This is a genomic window from Streptomyces bacillaris (genome assembly GCF_003268675.1).
Taxonomy (GTDB): Bacteria; Actinomycetota; Actinomycetes; order Streptomycetales; family Streptomycetaceae; genus Streptomyces; species Streptomyces bacillaris.
This window is the reverse complement of the sequence record NZ_CP029378.1, coordinates 445,245-463,917: the sequence shown is the minus strand read 5'-3', so window position 1 is coordinate 463,917 and position 18,673 is coordinate 445,245. Positions and strand designations below refer to the sequence as shown.

Sequence of the window (18,673 nt, the reverse complement as noted above, 5' to 3'; positions counted from 1 at the left end):
TTGCGCCGCCCCCGTCCCCACGGTGCGGCGCCGGGTGGACCGTCCCCATCCGCTGGGACGGACGGTCCACGTCTGTCAGGACTCCGGCGTCCCCGCCGTGAGTCCGGGTGCGGGTTCCCCTCCGGGTTCGAGTCCGAGTCCGGGCAGGATCGCCTTCTCGACGAACCTGCTGAGATACGCGGCGTCGGCGTACCGCCCCTCCAGCAGCGGACGGGCGCGCATCACGCCGAGCAACTGCGCCGCCACGTACTCCGCGCCCGGCAGCTCCGCCGCGATCTCGCCGCGTTCCTGGGCGCGCCGGACCATCGCGTCGATCGCCGCGATCTCCGGCACGATCAGCGCCTCGCGCAGCGCGCACAGCAGCTCGGGGCTCTGCAGCGCCGCGTGGCTGAGCGCGTGCATCAGTGGGGTGTCGCGCTCCGACGCCTCACCGATAGCGCGGGCCGCCTCCAGGAGGTCCCCGGCGAGCGACCCGGTGTCGATCTCCGGGAGCCGCATCCGCCGGGTGCCGTGCAGCGCGGCGACGACCAGTTCCGGCTTGGTGCCCCACTGCCGGTACAGCGTCGACTTGCCGCACCGCGTACGGGCGGCGACGCCCTCCATGGTCAGTGACTCGTAGCCGCCCTCCCGCAACAGGTCCAGCACCGCCGCGTACAGCTCCTGCGCCCGCTCCGGTGTGATCTTCGACCGGCGGGAGGTGGGCGCCGGCTCCGGTACGGAACGTACGGAATCGGGCGACGGCATGGGGTGTCCCTCCTGCGGCGGTGCTGCGAGGCTCTCGATACGCCAGTGTACCGATACGTGCGGGTACCGATACGCGAACGTATCGGTACACTGGCGTATCGATTCGGCACGGAGCGACCGTGCCGTCCTGATACCGCTTCGCATCCAAGGGGGCACCGGGTGACGACGTACGCCCGCACCGAGCCCACGGACCAGGAGCCGGACATACGTGCCCGACCGCCCCTCGTTCGCGAGTTCCTTCTGGTGGCCGGACTCTTCCTCGCCTACAAGCTCGGCCGCCGGGCGGCCAACGGCCATGTGGAGGAGGCGTTCCGCAACGCCGGGAACATATGGGACCTCGAACGCGCCCTGCACCTCCCGGGGGAGGGCGCCGTCCAAGCCCTGCTGCTGCACAGCCAGCCCCTGATCCAGGCGGCGAACACCTATTACGCCGCCGTGCACTTCCCCGCCACGGCTCTCTTCCTGGTCTGGCTCTACTGGCGCCGCCCGCTCCACTACCTCTGGTCGCGGCGCGTCCTCGCCGTACTCACCGGTGGCGCCCTCGTGCTCCACCTGGTCTTCCCGCTCGCCCCGCCCCGGATGCTCCCGGCCGCCGGTCTCGTCGACACCGGCCAGATCTACGGGCCGACGGTGTACGGGGCGACGCCCGCGACCGACACGATGGCGAACCAGTTCGCCGCGATGCCCTCGCTGCACGTCGGCTGGGCCGTGATGGTCGCCGTCGGCCTGATCGCCGCCACCCGCTCCCGGTTGCGGTGGCTCTGGCTCCTCCACCCGGCGATCACCCTGCTCGTGGTCGTGGCCACGGCGAACCACTACTGGCTCGACGCCATCGTGGTCGTGGCGATGCTGGCGGTGGCGCTGGCCGTGCTGCGGATGCCGGGCAACCGCATGGACGCGGGCGCGCGTACGGGCGTGAGCGCGCGGACGGACGCGATGCTTACGGATGGGGGCTCGCGTACGTACGTGGCTGCCTCCTCGCCCGCCCGCATCCCCGCCGAAATCGTGGTTCCGGCCCAGGCCCCCGCCGAGGCGCCCGTCCGGGCCCCCGCCGACACCGGGGCCGGCCGATGAACGCCACGATGATCGCCGTCGCGCTCTCCCTCGTCTCCGCCGGTGCCTACGCCTCCGCGGCCGTGGCCCAGTCCCGGCTGGCCGGGCGTACCGACCCCTCCACCGGGGTCCTGCGGCTGCTCGGCCGGGGCGCCTGGTGGGCGGCGGTCGGCCTCAACGCCGGGGGAGCACTCCTCCATGTCGCCGCGCTCAACTACGGCCCGCTCACCCTGGTCCAGCCGCTCGGCGCGCTCACCCTCGTCGCCGCCGTCCCGCTCGGGGCGCGCGCCGCGGGGCGCCGGGTCGGGCGCACCGAGTGGCGGGGCACGGTCCTCACCCTGCTCGGCCTCGGCGCGCTGCTCCTGACCACGGGCGGCGGCTCCGCCCCGCAGGACACCCTCACCCTCCCGGAGGCCCTCGGCGTCGGCGCGGCCACCATGGCCGTGGTCGCCGGGCTGAGCCGGCCGGGCGCCCGACCGGGGCTGCGGCACGCGGCGGCCTCCGGCATCACGTCGGGCGTCGCCTCCGCGCTCACCCAGACCCTGACCGTCGCCGTCACCGACCACTCCGGAGGCCCGCTGTTCAACTGGCGGCTGCTGACGGTGGCGCTGCTCGTCTCCGCCTTCGCGATGGGCGGCCTGCTGCTCTCCCAGACCGCCTACCGGGGCGGCCTCGGCGCGCCCCTCGCGGTCGTCACCCTCGCCAACCCGGTCGCCGCCGCCGCGATCGGCCTGGCCCTCCTCGGCGAACGCCTCCAGGGCGGGCCGGTCAGCCTGATCCTGGCACTGTTCGGTACGGCCGCCGCCGTACGCGGGGTGATCCTGCTCAGCCGGGCGCAGGCGCGCGGCGCGGACCGGGGGGAGGCGGACGAGGCCCCCGGGCCGCTGGACCCGGTCGCCTCCAGGGTCGTGATCGGCAGCCCCCGGCGTGCCGACGGTACGCCGCTGGGCGCGAGCGCCCTCGGGGCGGGCGCGGAGCCGCTGGATGCGGGCCCCTTCACCGTGGGCGCGGACCCCTTCCCCGTACGGGCGACTGCCCAGCCCTACCGGTAACGGGCAACCGTCCGGCCTCACCCGTGACGACCGACCACCCGAGCCCACCCGCAGCAGTCGACCGCCCAGGCCCCCATGACCCGACCGGAACGGCCCGCCCCGGGGCTCAGCCCTCCTCCAGATCCCCGATCGCCCGCGTCAGCCAGCCGATCCAGAACGTCTCCAGGTCGATGCCGCCCCGCAGCACCAGATGGCGCAGCCGGTCGGCGTCGGCCTCTGGGGGAGGGGTGAAGTCCCGCTCCTCGATCTCCCGGTACTCCGCCAACTGGCTTTCGTGCAGAGCCAGATGGCGGCGCAGCTCGGCCTCCATGCCGTTCACCCCGACGACCGCCGCCGCCCGCATCCGCAGGAGCAGCGGGTCGCGGACCGGGCGCGGGTCCTCGGGGAGCGCCACCCAGACCGCCAGCTCCTCGCGGCCGGCGGGCAGGACCTCGTACTCCTTCTTCTGGCCCCGGGCCGGTGCCGCCGTGGGCAGCGCCCTGATCCGTCCCGCCTGCTCCAGTCTTCCCAGCTCGCGGTAGATCTGCTGGTGGGTCGAGGACCAGAAGTAGCCGATCGACCGGTCGAACCTGCGGGTCAGCTCGAGACCCGAGGACGGCTTCTCCAGCAGGGCGGTGAGAATCGCGTGCGGCAGTGACATGACGTGCATCCTAAGGACGGGGGCGGGCAGTGGTCCGGGCCCCCGGCGGGGCGGGTTCAGAGGGCGGCGGCGAGCTCCGTGCCCTGGCGGATCGCCCGCTTGGCGTCCAGTTCGGCCGCCACGTCCGCGCCGCCGATCAGATGGACCGGGCCGCCCGCCGCGCGCAGCTCCTCGTACAGCTCGCGGCGCGGTTCCTGGCCCGCGCAGAGCACCACCGTGTCGACCGGCAGCACCCGCCGCTCGCCGTCGACGGTGAGGTGGAGGCCCTCGTCGTCGATCAGGTCGTAGGAGGCGCCCGCGATCATCTCGACGCCCCGGTGGCGCAGTTCGGTGCGGTGGATCCAGCCGGTCGTCTTGCCGAGGCCCGCGCCGACCTTGGTGGTCTTGCGCTGGACCAGGTGGACGGTACGGGGGACCTTGGGGCGCTCGGGGGCCCGCAGGCCGCCCCGGTCCGCGTAGGCCGTGTCCACGCCCCACTGCCGGAAGAACGTCTCCGCGTCCAGGCTCGCCGCGTCGCCGCCGTCGGTGAGGAACTCCGCCACGTCGAAGCCGATGCCGCCCGCGCCCACGATCGCGACCCGGTCACCGACCGGAGCCCCGTCGCGCAGCACGTCCAGGTAGCTGAGCACGCTCGGGTGGTCCGTGCCGGGGATCGCGGGGGTGCGCGGCTCGACGCCGGTGGCGAGCACGACCTCGTCGAAGCCGTCCAGCGTCCCGGCGTCGGCCCGGGTGGAGAGCCGCACCTCGACGTCCAGCTCCGCCAGTCGCGTACGGAAGTAGCGCAGCGTCTCGTCGAACTCCTCCTTCCCCGGCACCCGGCGGGCCACGTTGAGCTGCCCGCCGATCTCGTCCGCCGTGTCGAAGAGGGTCACCGCGTGGCCCCGCTCGGCCGCCGTCACCGAGCAGGCGAGCCCCGCCGGTCCGGCACCGACCACGGCGACGCGTTTACGGGTCCGGGTGGGGCTCAGGACCAGCTCGGTCTCGTGGCAGGCGCGCGGATTGACCAGGCAGGAGGTGATCTGGAGGCTGAAGATGTGGTCCAGGCACGCCTGGTTGCAGCCGATGCAGGTGTTGATCGCGTCCGCCCGCCCGGCCGCGGCCTTGGCGACGAACTCCGGGTCGGCCAGGAAGGGCCGCGCCATCGAGACCATGTCCGCCCGGCCCGAGGCGAGGACGTCCTCGGCCACCTGCGGGGTGTTGATGCGGTTGCTCGTCACCAGCGGTACGGAGACGGCTCCGCGCACCCGCTCGGTCACCCAGGTGAAGGCCGCGCGCGGCACGGAGGTGGCGATGGTCGGGATACGCGCCTCGTGCCAGCCGATGCCGGTGTTGATGATCGTCGCGCCCGCCGCCTCGATCTCCTTCGCCAGTGTCACGACCTCCTCCAGCGTCGAGCCGCCCGGCACCAGGTCCAGCATGGAGAGCCGGTAGATCAGGATGAAGTCGTGGCCCACCCGCTCGCGGACCCGGCGGACGATCTCGACGGGGAACCGGATGCGGTTCTCGTAGCTGCCGCCCCAGCGGTCGGTGCGGTGGTTGGTCGCGGAGACGATGAACTCGTTGATCAGATAGCCCTCGGAGCCCATGATCTCGACGCCGTCGTACCCCGCGTGCCGCGCCAGCTCCGCCGCCCGGACGAACTCCTCGATGGTCTCCTCGACCTGCTCGTCGGTGAGGGCGTTCGGGGTGAAGCCGCTGATGGGGGCCTTGAGCGCGCTCGGGGCCACCAGGTCGGGGTGGTGCGCGTACCGGCCGAAGTGCAGGATCTGCATGGCGATCCGGCCACCCGCCGCGTGCACCGCCGAAGTGATCTCCCGGTGCTGCTCCGCCTCCGCCTCGGTCGTCATCTTCGCCCCGCCGGGGAAGGAGCAGGCCCGCTCGCTGGGGGCGATGCCGCCGGTGACGATCAGGCCGACGCCGCCCCGGGCGCGCTCGGCGTAGAAGGCCGCCATCCGCTCGAAGCCGCGCTCGGCCTCCTCCAGGCCGATGTGCATCGAGCCCATGAGGACCCGGTTGGGGAGGGTGGTGAACCCGAGGTCCAGCGGGCTCAGCAGGTTCGGGTACAGGCTCATCCGGATCTCCTCGGCACGGGGGCGTCGCGTCAGTTGTAGACCACCCCGAGCTGCTTATGCAACAAGTTGCACAATGACGTATGTCGCACCGGGAGCCCTTCGCGCCCGTACGGATCCTTTGTGGCGCCCGGCCCGCAGCCCATGTGGCGCCCGGCCCGTGCCCCGTACGGCGTAACCGGCCGCGCCCGCCCGGTGGCCGCCGAGGAGAGTGGGAGCCGTACCGTACGCACCCCACCCCGGGAGTCCTCATGGTCTGCGTCAACCGGCGTGATCTCGGTCTGCTCGCCCTGCGCGTCGGCACCGGCGCGGTGCTTGCCGCCCATGGCAGCCAGAAGCTGGCCGGGTGGTTCGGAGGCGGCGGGATCCAGGGCACCACGGCCGCGATGGAGGCCATGGGGTTCCATCCGCCCAAGCACAGCGCGGTCGCCGCCGGACTCGGTGAGGCGGGCGGCGGTGTGCTGCTGGCGCTGGGCCTGGCCACGCCCGCCGCCGGGGCCGCGGCGGCGGGCGCCATGGCGGGTGCGGTGGCCGTGCACGCCCCTGCGGGCTTCTTCGCCCAGGGCGGCGGCTACGAGTACCCGGCGTTCCTCGGCTTCACCGCCGCCGCCATCGGACTGGCCGGCCCCGGCCGCTACTCCGTGGACCACGTCACCTGCCACATCTTCGACCGCCCCTGGATGGTCGCCCTCGCCTTCGCGGGGAGCGCGGTCGCCGCGGCAGCGGTGGTCGGCAAGCGGGCCAAGGGGCAGGCGGACGAGGAGCAGGAGACGGGCCGATGAGGCCGGGGAAGACAGACCGATGAGGCAGAGGGAGACGGACCGATGAGCGAGGACCCGCGCCTGTACGACGGTTCCGCCGGCGCCCCTCCGGTGCCCGACCCGGGGAGTGCCTGGGTCACCGGAGGGGTCCTCTTCGCCGGGGTGCTGATGCTGTGCCAGGGCGTGGTCGCAGCCCTGCAGGGCGTCGCCGCCCTCGCCGACAGCGATGTCTACGGCACCGTCGGCGACTACCTCTACCGGTTCAGCCTCACCAGCTGGGGCTGGATCCACCTGGTGATCGGCCTCTGCGCGGTGATCACCGGCGCCGGGCTCCTCAAGGGCGCGGGATGGGCCCGGGTCACCGGTATCGTCCTCGCCTCCCTCACCCTCTTCGCGCAGTTCCTCTTCCTGCCGTACGCGCCGGTGTGGTCGGTGCTCATGATCGGGCTGGACATCTTCGTGATCTGGGCCCTGGTCGCCTACCGGCCTCCGGCCCCCGGCTCTCCGGACTCGGCCCCGGGCGCCGCACTGCGCTGACCGTCCGCGCTCTTCCTCGCACGTCCTTCCGCGTTCCTCCCCGTACCTCCCGCCGCGCCTCCGTCGGCGCCCTCGCGGCTCAGCGCCCCCGGCCACCAGGACTTCGGCCCGATGTCCCGGACGAGCGCCGGGACGAGGAGCGAGCGGACGACCAGGGTGTCCAGCAGGACACCGAAGGCGACGATGAACGCGATCTGCACGAGGAACGCCAGCGGGATCACGCCCAGCGCGGCGAAGGTGGCCGCCAGCACGACACCGGCCGACGTGATGACCCCGCCGGTCGTGGTCAGCCCGCGCAGGATGCCCTCCCGGGTGCCGTGACGCAGGGACTCCTCACGGACCCGGGACATCAGGAAGATGTTGTAGTCGACGCCCAGGGCGACCAGGAACACGAACCCGTACAGCGGCACCGAGGAATCCGTACCGCTGAAGCCGAACACATGGGTGAAGACCAGCGACGAGATGCCCAGCGTCGCCAGGAAGTTGAGCGCGACCGTGGTCACCAGCAGCACCGGCATCAGCAGCGAGCGCAGCAGGAAGACCAGGATCACCAGGATGATCGCCAGCACCACCGGCACGATCAGCGTGCGGTCGGCCTCGGCCGTGCGCTGGGTGTCGTACTGCTGGGCCGTGTAGCCGCCGACCAGGGCGTCGGAGTCCGGCACCGCGTGCACCGCCTCGCGCAGGGCGGCCACCGTTTCCTTGGCGCTGTCGCTGTCCGCCGCGTCCTTGAGGGTCGCGTCGATACGGACCTTGCCGTCGACGACGAGGGGTTCACCGCCGGGCCGGCCGCCCTCGCTGACCGGCGCGACCGAGGCCACCCCGTCGGTACGGGACGCGGCCTCGCTCACCGCGTCCAGCCGGTCGGCCGCCGCGATGATCACCACCGGGTTGCCGGAGCCGCCGGGGAAGTGCTCGCTCAGCGTCTCCTGGGCGGCCACGGACGGGGCGTCGTTGACGAAGATCTCGTCCAGCGGCACGCCCTTGGAGGTGAGCGTGGGGGCGAACGCGGCACAGGCGACCAGGGCGGCGAGCGTGATCGCCCAGACCTTGCGGGGAGACCGGTCGACCAGGGCAGCCACCCTGCTCCAGATCCCGTGGCCGCCGGTTCCGTCCTCGGCCGGCCGGGGCCTGGCGGGCCAGTACGCCTTGCGGCCCAGCAGGACCAGGGCGGCGGGCAGGAAGGTGAGAGCGCTCAGGACCGAGCAGACGATCCCGATCGCACCGACCGGGCCGAGCGCCCGGTTGTTGGTCAGGTCGCTGAGGAGCAGGGCGAGGAGACCCGCGGCCACGGTCGCGGCGCTGGCCGTGATCGGCCCGAAGGACTCCCGCAGCGCGATGCGCATCGCGGCGACCCGGTCGCCCCGGACGGCGAGTTCCTCCCGGAACCGGGCGGTGAGCAGCAGCGCGTAGTCCGTCGCGGCGCCGATCACCAGGATCGACAGGATGCCCTGCACCTGGCCGTCCACCCGCACGATGTCGTGGTCCGCCAGCACATAGACGATCGCGCAGGCCAGACCGAGGGCGAAGACGGCACCGATGATGATGAGGAAGGGCAGCAGCACACTGCGGTAGACCAGTACCAGGATGACGAGCACCGTGATCAGGGCGACGCCGAGGAGCAGCCCGTCGATGCCCGCGAAGGCGTCGGACAGATCGGCCTGACTCGCGGCCGGCCCGGCGAGCTGCACCGTGGTCCCCGGCACCTCCGCACCGGCCTCCTGGACCTTCTCCAACACTGTCGGCAGTTCGTCCCCGAGGCCGGGGCTGAGCTGCACGATGCCCTGGAGCGCGAGGCCGTCCTCGGAGGGCAGCGCGGGGGAGGCCTTCCCGACGACGCCCTCGGTCCCCGCGAGCGAGGCGAGGGCACCGGTGGCGGCCTCCCGCTGGGCCTCGCTCACCGGCGATCCCTTGTCCTCCGACGTCCATACGAGGATCACCGGCACGGTCTCGTTCTGCTGGAACGCCTTCTGCGCGTCGATGACCTGGGTGGATTCGGCGTTCTGGGGCAGGAAGGAGGCCTGGTCGTTGGTGGCGACCTCGCCGAGCTTGCCCGCGTACGGACCGAGCCCACCGCCGATACCGAGCCAGGCGATCAGCAGAACGACGGGGATCAGCCAGCGGGCCGACCGTGCAGGGGTGAACATGCCTCTCCCGGGGGTGCGAGAAGTATCTCAATGACCAACAATCTCAATCGTTGAAATACATTAGCGGACGGCCGCGGGGCACGGTCACGCGGGCCCTCGCCGGGGGAGTGGGGGAGGGTGAGTTGCATACAGGGGTGCTTCTGCGGGGCGTCCCCTCATGGATGCACCCAACGGCCGGGAATCTCGGCGGCGCGCCGTACGAGGCCGAAGGATGTTCCGGGGTGAGGCGTCGTACGGGGGCGAAAATTGCTCAGCAGCCGGTCAGGTCTCAGCGGCCCGCCGGGGGAGCTTCGGACAGCTCCTCGTTCATGGCGGTGAGGAAGCGCAGGACGGTCGTCAGCTCGGCCTCGCTGAAGCGGGCCCGTGCCCGCTCGGTGGCCTCGGCGAGCGGCATGAAGTAGTCGCGGGCGGCCAGCCGGGCGCTCGCCTCGTAGTGGACGTGCACCACCCGGCGGTCGCTGCTCTCGCGGGCCCGCCGGATGTGACCGGCCCGCTCCAGACGGTCGAGGCAGGCGGTCACCGCGCCCGAGGTGAGCCCCAGATGCTCGCGCAGCGCGCCCGGCGTCAGGGGGGCGGGGGCGTCGAGAATGGCCGCCAGCGCACTCACGTCCGTGGGGTGCAACTGTTGGTGCGCGGCGAAGCCGTGGGTCATCCGGTTGATCTCGCCGTTCATCCGGCGGAGCTGGACCGCGAACGCCTGGAGACCGGCGGCGGATCCGGCTTCCGGTGCCGCCGTGGGGTCCGAGGCGCCGTTCCGGGTCTGTCGGCTGTCAGCGCTGGTCACGTACTCAGCGTATAGAACGGCAGCCCATGGCCGGTGCCCGGACCGTCACGCGGTCCGGGCACCGTTCTCCGGGCATCGGTTCTCCGGGCGTCGCCCACGGAACCGGTCGGGGTCACGACGGCGGCATGAGCACCGTGTCGATCAGGTTGACCGTGGCGTTGGCCGTCGGGACGTTACCGCAGACGATCTTCGACGAGTCGTTCACCGTGAAGTCGGAACCGGACCCCTTCACGGTGAGGTCGCTGCCCTGAAGGGTCTTGTACGTACCGTCCTCCAGCTGCTTCGTCGTCAGCTTCTCGCCCACCACGTGGTAGGTCAGCACCTTGGTCAGCTCCTCCTTGTCGTTGAGGAGCGCGTCCAGATCGGCCTTCGGGATCTTCTCGAAGGCGTCGTTCGTCGGCGCGAACACCGTGATGTTCTCGGCGTTGTTGAGGGTGTCCACGAGGCCGGCCTTCTCCACGGCGCTGACCAGGGTGGAGAGTTCGGGGTTGTTGGAGGCGGCGGTGGCGACCGGATCCTTCGCCATGCCCTCAAGGCTGCCCGCGCCCTCCGCCGGTACGGATGCGCAGGCCGGACCGAACGGCTCCGCCGGGGCCTGCGCCTGTGCCTGCGGCGCGAAGAACACCATGGAGGCGGGGAAGGCGAGCGCGGCGGCAGTCGCGGCGGTGCGTTGCAGGCGGGTGATGGTCATGATGTCTCCTCCGGCGGGGTGGGGGTGAGATATTCACGCCGTACGGCCATGGTGAGCCGTAATTCCAGTAGTCCACAGAAGGTGTCCGGGGTCAAATGCGAACCCCCCGGGGAAGGGTAATAGGATGGGTTTTCGGGGTGCCCGGCAAGGGTTTTTGGGAGAATGTCGAACGCTGTCACTCGACCCGGATTCGACGCAGAAACGACGCGGCAGGCGTGCTGGTCCGATGTGGAGGATCCTGAGGTCACGGGCGGTCTCTGTCGTGAGACGGAGCGAGGGGAATGTATTCATCGCGCGTTACTGAGGGTGATGAGTGGGTGAATTATAGCCCTGCGAACTCGGTCATGGGAAATGTCGAGGTCATGCCGCCGGGCCGCTCGTCTCGAAACGATTCATGAGTATTCTCGGCAATGGCATGCGGGCTTTCCGTGCGGTATTTTTCGCCCACCCCACCCGGCCTGTTCCTGCCCCTCCCCACACCGGCAGGAGTTGATCCGCCGGACCGGGGCAACCGGCATGACATGAATACCCGTTCAGTAGCAGCACAGGGGCGCGGCCAGGCACGGCGGGCCGCCAACAGCACCGCGGTGGAGGCCGGGGCCCGGGCCGGTTTCGGGGCTCGTGGCATCATCTACGTCCTCGTGGGCGCCCTCGCCCTGCAGATCGCGTTCTCCGGAGGCGGCGGAAAACAGGCGGACCGGGGCGGTGCGATCGCGGAGATATCGGAGAAGCCCTTCGGCCAGATCGCGCTGTGGCTGCTCGGGATCGGCCTGGTGGGCATGGCGCTCTGGCGGCTGTCCGAGGCCCTCTTCGGCCAGGCCGGCCCCGACGGTGACAAGGCCTCCAAGCGGGCCATGGCGGCAGGACGCTTCGTCTTCTACGGCTTCGCGGCCTACTCCGTCCTCTCCTTCGCCGCGGGGGAATCGGGCAGCGGCGGCGGCTCGTCCGACCAGCAGTCGCAGGACATCACGGCCAGGGTGCTGGGCTGGCCCGGCGGACAGTGGATCGTGGGAATCGGCGGGATCGCGGTCGCCTGCGCGGGGATCTGGATCGCGGTCCGGGCCATCATGCGGAAGTACCGCAAGCACCTGAAGACGACGGAGATGTCGAAGAAGGTACGCCGCGCGCTCGACATCTCCGGAGTGTTCGGCGGTACGGCGCGGGGTGCCGTCTTCGCCACCGCGGGCGGGTTCGCCGTCGCCGCCGCGGTCCAGCACGACCCCGATCAGTCCAAGGGCATGGACGACACCCTGCGCTCCTTCACCGAGACGCCCGTCGGGCCGTGGCTCCTGGTGGTCATCGCCGTCGGCCTGGTCGCCTTCGGTGTCTTCTCCTGGTTCAACGCCCGCTACCGCAAGGTGTGAGCACACACGGACGCCCCGAGGCCGTAGGGCCCCGGGGCTTCGCATCCCTCAGGCCCCGGGCAGCCGGGGCCCGGTCGACCGGGTGGCCGGGCGCGGCCCCGCGCCGCCGGTCAGCCGGGGCGGTCCGTCGGCGGCCGCGCCCCGGCGGCGGGCCGCGTCCTCACGGGCGGCCTGCTCGGGGTGGCGGCGACGCCAGTACGGGTTGTCGTGCGGCAGCCCGCCGGTGACCCGCCCGTACATCCCGAAGGTCAGGATCAGCAGCCCCATCACGAAGCTGAAGATCACGTTGGACATGCCGAAGTCCAGGATGTTGGCGCCCTTGTCCAGGATGAAGATGTGGGCGAACCCGCTGAGCAGGAAGAGCGTGCCGACCGTCATGTTCACCGTCGACGCGACGTTCCCGCCGATCACCGCTCCGGCCATCAGTACCAGGCCGACGACGACGGAGATCAGGCTCAGGAGGCCGTTCGTCGACAGCCCGGCCACCTGTGAGCCGTTCGTGTCGAAGAAGCCCAGCTGGTTGGTGAAGCCGAGGATGCCGAAGACCAGGAGGATGACTCCGCAGAGCCCCGCTCCGATCCGGTAGACGGTCGCGAGCCGGTGGTCCAGGGGGAGTTCGTCGCTCAGTATCATTGCCGTCTCCTGTTCATGGCCCCCCTGTTCAGCGCCGCCCTCCTTCGGTCGGCTCGACCGGAGAGAGCGCGGACCGCCCCTATGCGGCGGAGCTGTCTGCCGCAGGACCGTCCGTCATCGAGCGCCGGATGCGCGCCATCGCACGCCGGGCATGACTCTTCACCGTACCGAGCGGAAGCCCGGTCCGCTCGGCGATCTGGACGTGGGTGAGATCGTCGAAGAACGCCAGGCGGAGGATGTCCCGCTGGACCGGTGGCAGCTTGCGCAGTTCCTGCGAGACCAGCACCCGGTCGAGCGCCGCCTCGGGCGGCTCGGCCGTCCCGGGAGCGTCGGCGGACTCGCGCGCCGCGTGGGCGGCGGCCAGCTCCGTACGCCGGGAACGGGCCGCGTGGGCGTCCGCGATCTTGCGGCGGGCGATGCCGACCAGCCAGCCCGGCAGCGGTCCGCGGAGGGCGTGGTAGCCGTGGCGGCCCCGCCACGCGGCGAGGAAGGTCTGCTGTGCCACGTCCTCGGCCTCCCGGGCGTCTCCCAGGGACCGTGCCGCCAGCGAGTACACCAGCGCGCCCCACCGTCGGTACACGAGAGCGAAACTCTCCTCGTCGCCGCGCACGAACCCCGCGGCCAGCCGCTCCGACTCGGCCCGGTCCGAGGCCCTGCTCGAGGCGCGATCCGAAGCCCGATCCGAGGTGCGGCCCGAGGACCGGTCCGCCGCGCGGGTGGTGGGCGTCGTGACCGACGAGTACGTCGCGGGCATCGTGGCCACCACGGCCGTCGGGTCGACCGGGCTCAGGAGCGCCGTCATGTCTGTCCGTCCTCTCCGCTGCTCCGCCGCAGGTCGGCTGCCGCTCGTACGAGGACGGCAGGCGCGGTGGTCGACCGGACGGGCTGCCTTCCGGGCAGGCCCGTCACCCGTGATCACCAGGCAACCGGGCGACGAAGCTCCGGGCAACATGCATCGTTTCTGCGTCGTATGGTGGCTGTATGGACGACGCGGTCTCCACGCTCACCCAAAGGCCCGCGGTCGGTGGCCTGACCACCGGGGCGGTGGCCCGGCTGCTGGGGGTGGCACCGACGACCCTGCGCTCGTGGGACCGCCGTTACGGGATCGGCCCGGCCTCCCGTGAGGGCGGCCGGCACCGGCGGTGGACGTCGGCCGACATCCGGCTGCTGGAGTGCATGTGCGGCCTGACGAACGCCGGAATGCCCCCGGCCGAGGCCGCCCGCGCGGCCCTGGCGACCACCTCCCGGCCCGCCCCGCCTGCCGCCGGACCGGGTGAGCGGGCGGGAGGGGCGGGGGAGCGGGCCTCCCGCGCCCCCGGGGCGCTGCCGGTCGGCCGGGTCCGCCGCGAGTGCCGGGGGCTGGCCAGGGCGGCCGTCCGGCTGGACGCGCAGGCCATGGACGAACTGCTGACGGCGGCCATCGAGCGGTACGGCCTGCTCGCCGCCTGGGACTCGGTCATCATGCCGACGCTGCACGCCGTCGGCCGCAAGTGGGAGACCGCGGGCGAGCGGTACATCGAGGTCGAGCACCTGCTGTCCTGGCACGTCTCCAGCGCGCTGCGCAGGGCCGCCTCCCAGCGGGCGCCCCGCTCCGGCGCCGGGGTGTCCCTCCTGGCCTGCACCCCGGAGGAGAGCCATACGCTCGCCCTGGAGGCGCTGTCCGCCGCGCTTGCCCAACAGGGCTTGCCCGTCAGGATGTTCGGAGCCGCCCTGCCGGTGGAGGCGATGGAGGAGGCGGTACGGCGTACGGGCCCCGCGGCCGTCGTGCTCTGGGCCCAGTCCCGGGCCACGGCGAGCCGGGCGCTGGTGGCGCGAGTGGAGTCCATCGAGTGGGGTGTACGGGGAGCCCGGCGGCGGCCGGTCGTCCTCGTCGCCGGACCGGGCTGGGCCGGGCAGCTGCCACCAGGAGTCCGCCATCCGTCCGGCCTGGCCGAGGCGTTGGAGGCGCTCGCGGTCATCAGCCGTCGATGAGCCCTCGTACGGACCCGAGTCGGACCTCCGGACCGGGGTTGGTGCTGGACCGGGTATGGGACCGGGCGCGGAAGGTGCGGCGGTAGGCGTCCGGCGGGACGCCGACCGTCCGGTGGAAGTGGCGGCGCAGGGTGGTGGCGGTGCCCATGCCCGTGGCCGTCGCGATGGCGTCCACGGTGTCGTCGGTGGTCTCCAGCAACTCCTGTGCCCGGCGGATCCGTTGGGTGAGCAGCCACTGCAAGGGGGTCGTGCCGGTGGCCGACTTGAAGTGGCGCCCCAGGTGCCGCGAACTCATCCGCGCCTGCCGCGCCAGGTCCTCCACGGTGAGCGGCCGGTCCAGCCGCCGCATCACCCAGGGGAAGAGACCGTCGAGCGGATGGCCGCCCGGCGCGGGCACCGGGGTCGTGACGAACTGCGCCTGCCCGCCGTCCCGGTGGGGCGGCACGACCAGGCGGCGGGCGAGGGTGTTGGCGACCGCCGAGCCGTGGTCGAGGCGGACGAGGTGCAGACACAGGTCCATCGCGGCGGCCTTGCCCGCGGAGGTGAGAACGCCGTCGTCGTCCACGTAGAGGACATCCGGGTCGACCGTCACCCGGGGGTGGCGCTCGGCCAGCACCCGGGTGTGCGCCCAGTGCGTGGTCGCCCGCCTGCCGTCCAGCAGCCCGGCCGCCGCCAGCACGAAGGCGCCCGTACAGAGGGAGGCCACCCGTGCCCCGGCCTCATGGGCCGCGCGGACGGCGTCGACCAGCTCGGCGGGCGGGGCCCGGTCGATGTCGGCCCAGCCGGGGACGATCACGGTGTGGGCGCCCACGAGCCCGTCGAGCCCCCGGTCGGGCTCCAGCCGGAACCGCCCGGCCCGTACGGCGTCCGGCCCGCAGAGCGAGAGCCGGTACCAGGAGTCCGCTCCGTCGGGCGCATGGGACCCGAAGACCTCGCAGGCCAGGGCGAGTTCGAAGTGCAGCATGCCGTCGGTGACGGCGAGCGCGACAGCGGTCATGTCCGAAAGTGTACGGGCCATGGCGTTCCGGACCGTCGCGGTGGACGGGCGGCCCCGGCCAGGATGTCCGTGAGAGCAAGCCGGGGGCGGTGGGAAGCCTCGGCTGCGGACCATCCACGGACGAGGCAAGGGGACAACTCATGGGAACGGACCGGACGGTGGCGGTCTTCGGCGCCTACGGACACACCGGGCGGTTCGTGGTGGCGGAGCTGAGGGCGCGCGGACTCCGCCCCGTCCTCGTCGGCCGCGACCCGGACAAGCTCAAGGCGCTGGCGTACGGAATGGAGCCGTGCGGAACGGGGGCATCAGGGACCACGGTGTACGGAACGGGGCCATCAGGGGCCACGGCGTACGGAACGGAGGAGCGCGCAACCGGAACGTACACAACCCCACCCGACGTCCGTACCGCATCCGCCCACGACCCCGCCTCCATCGACCGTGCCCTCACCGGCGCGGCGGCCGTCATCAACTGCGCAGGCCCTTTCGCCACGACGGCGGCCCCCGTGATCGAGGCGGCACTCCGCGCGGGCATCCCCTATGTGGACGTGGCGGCCGAGATCGAGGCCAACCTCGACACCTTCGCGCACTACGCGGAACGGGCCCGGGAATCAGGGGCGTCGATCGTCCCGGCGATGGCCTTCTTCGGCGGCCTCGGAGACCTGCTGGCCACCGCCGCGATGGGCGACTGGGCCACGGCCGACGAGGCGCACATCGCGTACGGGCTCAGCAGCTGGCACCCCACCGCCGGGACCCGTACGGCGGGCGCGGTCTCCCGGGAGCGGCGGGGCCACGGCCGGCGCATCCGCTACACCGGCGGGCGGCTGGAGCACCGCGACGACGCCCCGCCCACCCTGGAGTGGCGCTTCCCCGAACCGCTGGGACCCCGCACGGTGATCGGGGAGTTCACGATGGCCGACGTCGTCACCGTACCGAGCCATCTGACCGTCCCCGAGGTCCGCACCTATATGACGGCCGAGGCGGCCCGCGACCTCGCCTCTCCGGACACACCGGCACCGGCGGCGGTCGACGAGCGGGGACGCTCCGACCAGACGTTCCTCGTGGACGTGGTCGTCCGCTCGGGCGGAGCCGAACGGCGGGCCGTCGCCCGGGGGCAGGACATCTACGCCGTCACCGCGCCCCTGGTGGTGGAAGCGGTTGAGCGCGTCCTGACGGGACGCACCCGCGGGGTCGGTGTCGCCTCGGCGGGGAAGATGTTCGACGCCCCCGACTTCCTCCGGGCGCTGTCCCCGCACATCACCGTCGAACTGTTCAGCTAGCAGGTCAGGGGCCGAACAGCGGCTCGTAGGGGTGCCCTTCCGACGTGAGGACGAGCACGAACTCCTCGCGCCTTCCCACCGCCACCTCCCGCAGCCGCTCCAGAGCCTCCGCGGCCGACGGAAGGGTGAGACCGAGGGCCTTCGCCGCACGGTCCCGGCGGGCCAGGAGGTCAGGCATGTCGTCCAGGTACTCGGCCGCCGGCTCCCGGCTCTCCTCGGAGGTGAACTCCTGGCAGTCGCGCCACCACGGCGCGACCAGGAGCAGCCGCAGCAGCTCGGGGAGACCGACGGCGATGAGGGCGGCACCTCCCTCGGAGTCGGCGTAGAGGACCGGACGTTCCTCGCCGCCCTCCCCGCAGAAGAAGTACGTGCCCCCGGCGCCGTCACCGGCGAAACCCTCCAGTGCGGCACCCGAGGCGAGGTGGACCTCCTCGCCGTGGTCGCCCCGGTCCAGCTCGAAGTCGCCGGGCCAGGCGAGAAGACGGGCGGCCTCGTCCTGCGCGCGGACGGCGGCGATCAACGATTCCATGAGCCGCACCTTACGACCCAGCGGCACCGCCCCCGCCGCCCCCACCCCCCGACTCCACCGAGGGAACTCCTCGGCCCGCTCCTCAGCCCAGGAACTCCGCCAGCCCCGTCAGTAGCCGCTCGACGTCGTCCGTGTCGTTGTACGGGGACAGCCCCACGCGCAGCCCGCCGTCGTCACCGAGGCCGAGGTGGCGGGAGGCCTCCAGGGCGTAGAAGGAACCGGCCGGGGCGTGGACGCCGGAGCGGGCGAGGAAGCGGTACGCGTCCGAGGCGTCCCGGCCCTCGAAGGTGAGCAGCAGCGTGGGCGTGCGCTCGGCGGCCCGGGAGCGCACCGTCACCCCGCCCAGCTCGCCCAGCGCCTTCTCCAGGGTCTCCAGCAGGGCGCTCTCGTGGGCGCCGATCGCCGTGTAGGCGGAGCGCAGCCGCTCCCGTCGTCCGGCCGCCGCGGGGCCGGAGCCCAGGTCCGCGATGAAGTCGACGGCGGCCCGGGTGGCGGCCAGCACCTCGTAGGGCAGGGTGCCCAGCTCGAAGCGTTCGGGGACGGCGTCGGTGGAGGGCACCAGCTTGTCCGGCCTCAGGGTCTCCAGCAGTTCGGGGCGGGCGGCCAGGACGCCGTGGTGGGGGCCGAAGAACTTGTACGGCGAGCAGACGAAGAAGTCGGCGCCGAGCTGTTCCACGTCCACGAAGTCATGGGCCGTCAGGTGCACCCCGTCCACATGGAAGAGCGCACCGGCCCGGTGGACCAGCTCCGCGATGGCGGGGAGGTCGGGGCGGGTGCCGATGAGGTTGGAGGCCCCGGTCACCGCCACCAGCCGGGTCCGTTCGGTCAGCAGCGCGCCGACGGCCTCGGTGGGCAGCTCTCCGGTGGCCGGGTCGAACTCCGCCCACCGCACCACCGCCCCGGCCCGCCCGGCCGCCTGCACCCAGGGCCGGATGTTGGCGTCATGGTCGAGCCGGCTCACCACCACCTCGTCGCCCGGTGCCCAACTCTGCGACAGCACACGCGATATGTCGTACGTGAGCTGGGTCGAGCTGCGTCCGAAGACGATGCCGCCCGGCTGTGCGCCCAGCAGATCCGCCAGCGCCTGCCGGAAGTCACCGACGATGGTCTCCGCGTGGACCTCCCGGGCAGGGTGGTCCCCCGGATCGACAGCGGCCGGCTCAGCGCCTCGGTGAAGGCCGCGATGACGGGGGCCGGGGTCTGCGTGCCGCCGGGCCCGTCGAAGTGTGCCGTGCCGGCCCGGAGGGCGGGGAACTGCGCGCGCACTGTGCTGACGTCGTACGTCAAGGAGACTCCCTCGCTCGGGGCGCCCGGGCCGGGTCACGGTCGTGGCGCCGACAGTTGCCTCACCGCGACTCCGCCCCGGGGCGGGTGCGCGGTTCGGCGCCGATCATCGCAGGGCGGACCCACCCGGGAAAGGGCTC

17 protein-coding genes and 1 pseudogene are annotated in these 18,673 nt (G+C 72.5%); 7 read left to right on the top strand and 11 right to left on the bottom strand.

Translation table 11 applies throughout. The annotated features are described in order from the left end of the window. Positions 1 to 75: 75 nt before the first annotated feature. Positions 76 to 744, bottom strand: coding sequence for a TetR/AcrR family transcriptional regulator (locus tag DJ476_RS02080; RefSeq protein ID WP_103417737.1), 669 nt, complete (start codon positions 742 to 744; stop codon positions 76 to 78). 159 nt (positions 745 to 903) lie between these two features. Between DJ476_RS02080 and DJ476_RS02075 the strand changes: the two genes are divergently transcribed. Next, positions 904 to 1,818, top strand: a complete 915-nt coding sequence (locus tag DJ476_RS02075) for a phosphatase PAP2 family protein (RefSeq protein WP_103417736.1) — start codon at positions 904 to 906, stop codon at positions 1,816 to 1,818. Continuing rightward, positions 1,815 to 2,849, top strand: coding sequence for a DMT family transporter (locus DJ476_RS02070; protein ID WP_112489660.1), 1,035 nt, complete (start codon positions 1,815 to 1,817; stop codon positions 2,847 to 2,849). Before DJ476_RS02075 ends, DJ476_RS02070 begins: the two co-directional genes overlap by 4 nt. Before the next feature lie 106 nt (positions 2,850 to 2,955). On the opposite strand, the gene DJ476_RS02065 is transcribed toward DJ476_RS02070, so the two are convergent. Beyond that, positions 2,956 to 3,489: a PadR family transcriptional regulator gene (locus DJ476_RS02065; RefSeq protein ID WP_112489659.1), complete on the bottom strand. Its 534-nt coding sequence runs from the start codon at positions 3,487 to 3,489 to the stop codon at positions 2,956 to 2,958. A gap of 56 nt (positions 3,490 to 3,545) precedes the next feature. Continuing rightward, on the bottom strand, positions 3,546 to 5,561 hold the full coding sequence (locus DJ476_RS02060; RefSeq protein WP_103417733.1) for an NADPH-dependent 2,4-dienoyl-CoA reductase: 2,016 nt from the start codon (positions 5,559 to 5,561) through the stop codon (positions 3,546 to 3,548). A 248-nt stretch (positions 5,562 to 5,809) separates the two neighbouring features. Between DJ476_RS02060 and DJ476_RS02055 the strand changes: the two genes are divergently transcribed. Beyond that, complete coding sequence (locus tag DJ476_RS02055; protein ID WP_112489658.1) at positions 5,810 to 6,340, top strand: DoxX family protein; 531 nt, start codon at positions 5,810 to 5,812, stop codon at positions 6,338 to 6,340. Positions 6,341 to 6,382: 42 nt separating this feature from the next. Further along, entirely contained in the window at positions 6,383 to 6,856 is a 474-nt protein-coding gene (locus tag DJ476_RS02050; RefSeq protein ID WP_181006481.1) for a DUF7144 family membrane protein, read from the top strand. Here DJ476_RS02050 and DJ476_RS02045 read toward each other — a convergent pair. The 3 genes from DJ476_RS02045 to DJ476_RS02035 form a co-directional block, all read right to left on the bottom strand. Beyond that, complete coding sequence (locus tag DJ476_RS02045) at positions 6,799 to 9,003, bottom strand: MMPL family transporter (protein ID WP_318294297.1); 2,205 nt, start codon at positions 9,001 to 9,003, stop codon at positions 6,799 to 6,801. The genes DJ476_RS02050 and DJ476_RS02045 overlap by 58 nt on opposite strands. A gap of 268 nt (positions 9,004 to 9,271) precedes the next feature. Continuing rightward, on the bottom strand, positions 9,272 to 9,787 hold the full coding sequence (locus tag DJ476_RS02040; protein ID WP_112489657.1) for a MarR family winged helix-turn-helix transcriptional regulator: 516 nt from the start codon (positions 9,785 to 9,787) through the stop codon (positions 9,272 to 9,274). Positions 9,788 to 9,899: 112 nt separating this feature from the next. Further along, positions 9,900 to 10,478: a fasciclin domain-containing protein gene (locus DJ476_RS02035; RefSeq protein WP_019764534.1), complete on the bottom strand. Its 579-nt coding sequence runs from the start codon at positions 10,476 to 10,478 to the stop codon at positions 9,900 to 9,902. A 521-nt stretch (positions 10,479 to 10,999) separates the two neighbouring features. Here DJ476_RS02035 and DJ476_RS02030 point away from each other — a divergent pair. After that, on the top strand, positions 11,000 to 11,842 hold the full coding sequence (locus DJ476_RS02030) for a DUF1206 domain-containing protein (protein ID WP_112489656.1): 843 nt from the start codon (positions 11,000 to 11,002) through the stop codon (positions 11,840 to 11,842). Between the two features lie 48 nt (positions 11,843 to 11,890). Here the strand turns inward: DJ476_RS02030 and DJ476_RS02025 are convergent, their stop codons facing one another. Both DJ476_RS02025 and DJ476_RS02020 read right to left on the bottom strand, forming a co-directional pair. Next, complete coding sequence (locus DJ476_RS02025; protein WP_103417729.1) at positions 11,891 to 12,475, bottom strand: DUF4383 domain-containing protein; 585 nt, start codon at positions 12,473 to 12,475, stop codon at positions 11,891 to 11,893. A 79-nt stretch (positions 12,476 to 12,554) separates the two neighbouring features. Then, entirely contained in the window at positions 12,555 to 13,277 is a 723-nt protein-coding gene (locus DJ476_RS02020; RefSeq protein WP_112489655.1) for an RNA polymerase sigma factor, read from the bottom strand. A gap of 179 nt (positions 13,278 to 13,456) precedes the next feature. On the opposite strand from DJ476_RS02020, the gene DJ476_RS02015 reads away from it, so the two are divergent. Further along, entirely contained in the window at positions 13,457 to 14,446 is a 990-nt protein-coding gene (locus tag DJ476_RS02015; RefSeq protein WP_112489654.1) for a MerR family transcriptional regulator, read from the top strand. Here the strand turns inward: DJ476_RS02015 and DJ476_RS02010 are convergent. Continuing rightward, positions 14,433 to 15,443 (bottom strand): helix-turn-helix domain-containing protein, encoded by a 1,011-nt coding sequence (locus DJ476_RS02010; protein ID WP_112489653.1) that lies wholly within the window; start codon positions 15,441 to 15,443, stop codon positions 14,433 to 14,435. The two genes, DJ476_RS02015 and DJ476_RS02010, sit on opposite strands and share 14 nt — an antisense overlap. A gap of 140 nt (positions 15,444 to 15,583) precedes the next feature. Here DJ476_RS02010 and DJ476_RS02005 point away from each other — a divergent pair, with 140 nt between their 5' ends. Beyond that, positions 15,584 to 16,720: a saccharopine dehydrogenase family protein gene (locus DJ476_RS02005; protein ID WP_112489652.1), complete on the top strand. Its 1,137-nt coding sequence runs from the start codon at positions 15,584 to 15,586 to the stop codon at positions 16,718 to 16,720. 4 nt (positions 16,721 to 16,724) lie between these two features. Here the strand turns inward: DJ476_RS02005 and DJ476_RS02000 are convergent, their stop codons facing one another. Both DJ476_RS02000 and DJ476_RS01995 read right to left on the bottom strand, forming a co-directional pair. Continuing rightward, the gene (locus DJ476_RS02000) at positions 16,725 to 17,249 is read right to left on the bottom strand and encodes a hypothetical protein (protein WP_112489651.1); all 525 of its coding nucleotides are present in this window, start codon (positions 17,247 to 17,249) and stop codon (positions 16,725 to 16,727) included. Between the two features lie 82 nt (positions 17,250 to 17,331). Next, a pseudogene (locus tag DJ476_RS01995) lies at positions 17,332 to 18,536 on the bottom strand (cysteine desulfurase-like protein). Positions 18,537 to 18,673: the final 137 nt, after the last annotated feature.

Bases quoted from the DNA above. Each gene is read 5' to 3' on its own strand.
- DJ476_RS02000 (WP_112489651.1), bottom strand. From the start codon at position 17,249: ATGGAATCGTTGATCGCCGCCGTCCGCGCGCAGGACGAGGCCGCCCGT.
- DJ476_RS02055 (WP_112489658.1), top strand. From the start codon at position 5,810: ATGGTCTGCGTCAACCGGCGTGATCTCGGTCTGCTCGCCCTGCGCGTC.
- DJ476_RS02060 (WP_103417733.1), bottom strand. From the start codon at position 5,561: ATGAGCCTGTACCCGAACCTGCTGAGCCCGCTGGACCTCGGGTTCACC.
- DJ476_RS02015 (WP_112489654.1), top strand. From the start codon at position 13,457: ATGGACGACGCGGTCTCCACGCTCACCCAAAGGCCCGCGGTCGGTGGC.
- DJ476_RS02050 (WP_181006481.1), top strand. From the start codon at position 6,383: ATGAGCGAGGACCCGCGCCTGTACGACGGTTCCGCCGGCGCCCCTCCG.
- DJ476_RS02035 (WP_019764534.1), bottom strand. From the start codon at position 10,478: ATGACCATCACCCGCCTGCAACGCACCGCCGCGACTGCCGCCGCGCTC.
- DJ476_RS02065 (WP_112489659.1), bottom strand. From the start codon at position 3,489: ATGTCACTGCCGCACGCGATTCTCACCGCCCTGCTGGAGAAGCCGTCC.
- DJ476_RS02080 (WP_103417737.1), bottom strand. From the start codon at position 744: ATGCCGTCGCCCGATTCCGTACGTTCCGTACCGGAGCCGGCGCCCACC.
- DJ476_RS02020 (WP_112489655.1), bottom strand. From the start codon at position 13,277: ATGACGGCGCTCCTGAGCCCGGTCGACCCGACGGCCGTGGTGGCCACG.
- DJ476_RS02025 (WP_103417729.1), bottom strand. From the start codon at position 12,475: ATGATACTGAGCGACGAACTCCCCCTGGACCACCGGCTCGCGACCGTC.
- DJ476_RS02070 (WP_112489660.1), top strand. From the start codon at position 1,815: ATGAACGCCACGATGATCGCCGTCGCGCTCTCCCTCGTCTCCGCCGGT.
- DJ476_RS02030 (WP_112489656.1), top strand. From the start codon at position 11,000: ATGAATACCCGTTCAGTAGCAGCACAGGGGCGCGGCCAGGCACGGCGG.
- DJ476_RS02045 (WP_318294297.1), bottom strand. From the start codon at position 9,003: ATGTTCACCCCTGCACGGTCGGCCCGCTGGCTGATCCCCGTCGTTCTG.
- DJ476_RS02005 (WP_112489652.1), top strand. From the start codon at position 15,584: ATGGGAACGGACCGGACGGTGGCGGTCTTCGGCGCCTACGGACACACC.
- DJ476_RS02010 (WP_112489653.1), bottom strand. From the start codon at position 15,443: ATGACCGCTGTCGCGCTCGCCGTCACCGACGGCATGCTGCACTTCGAA.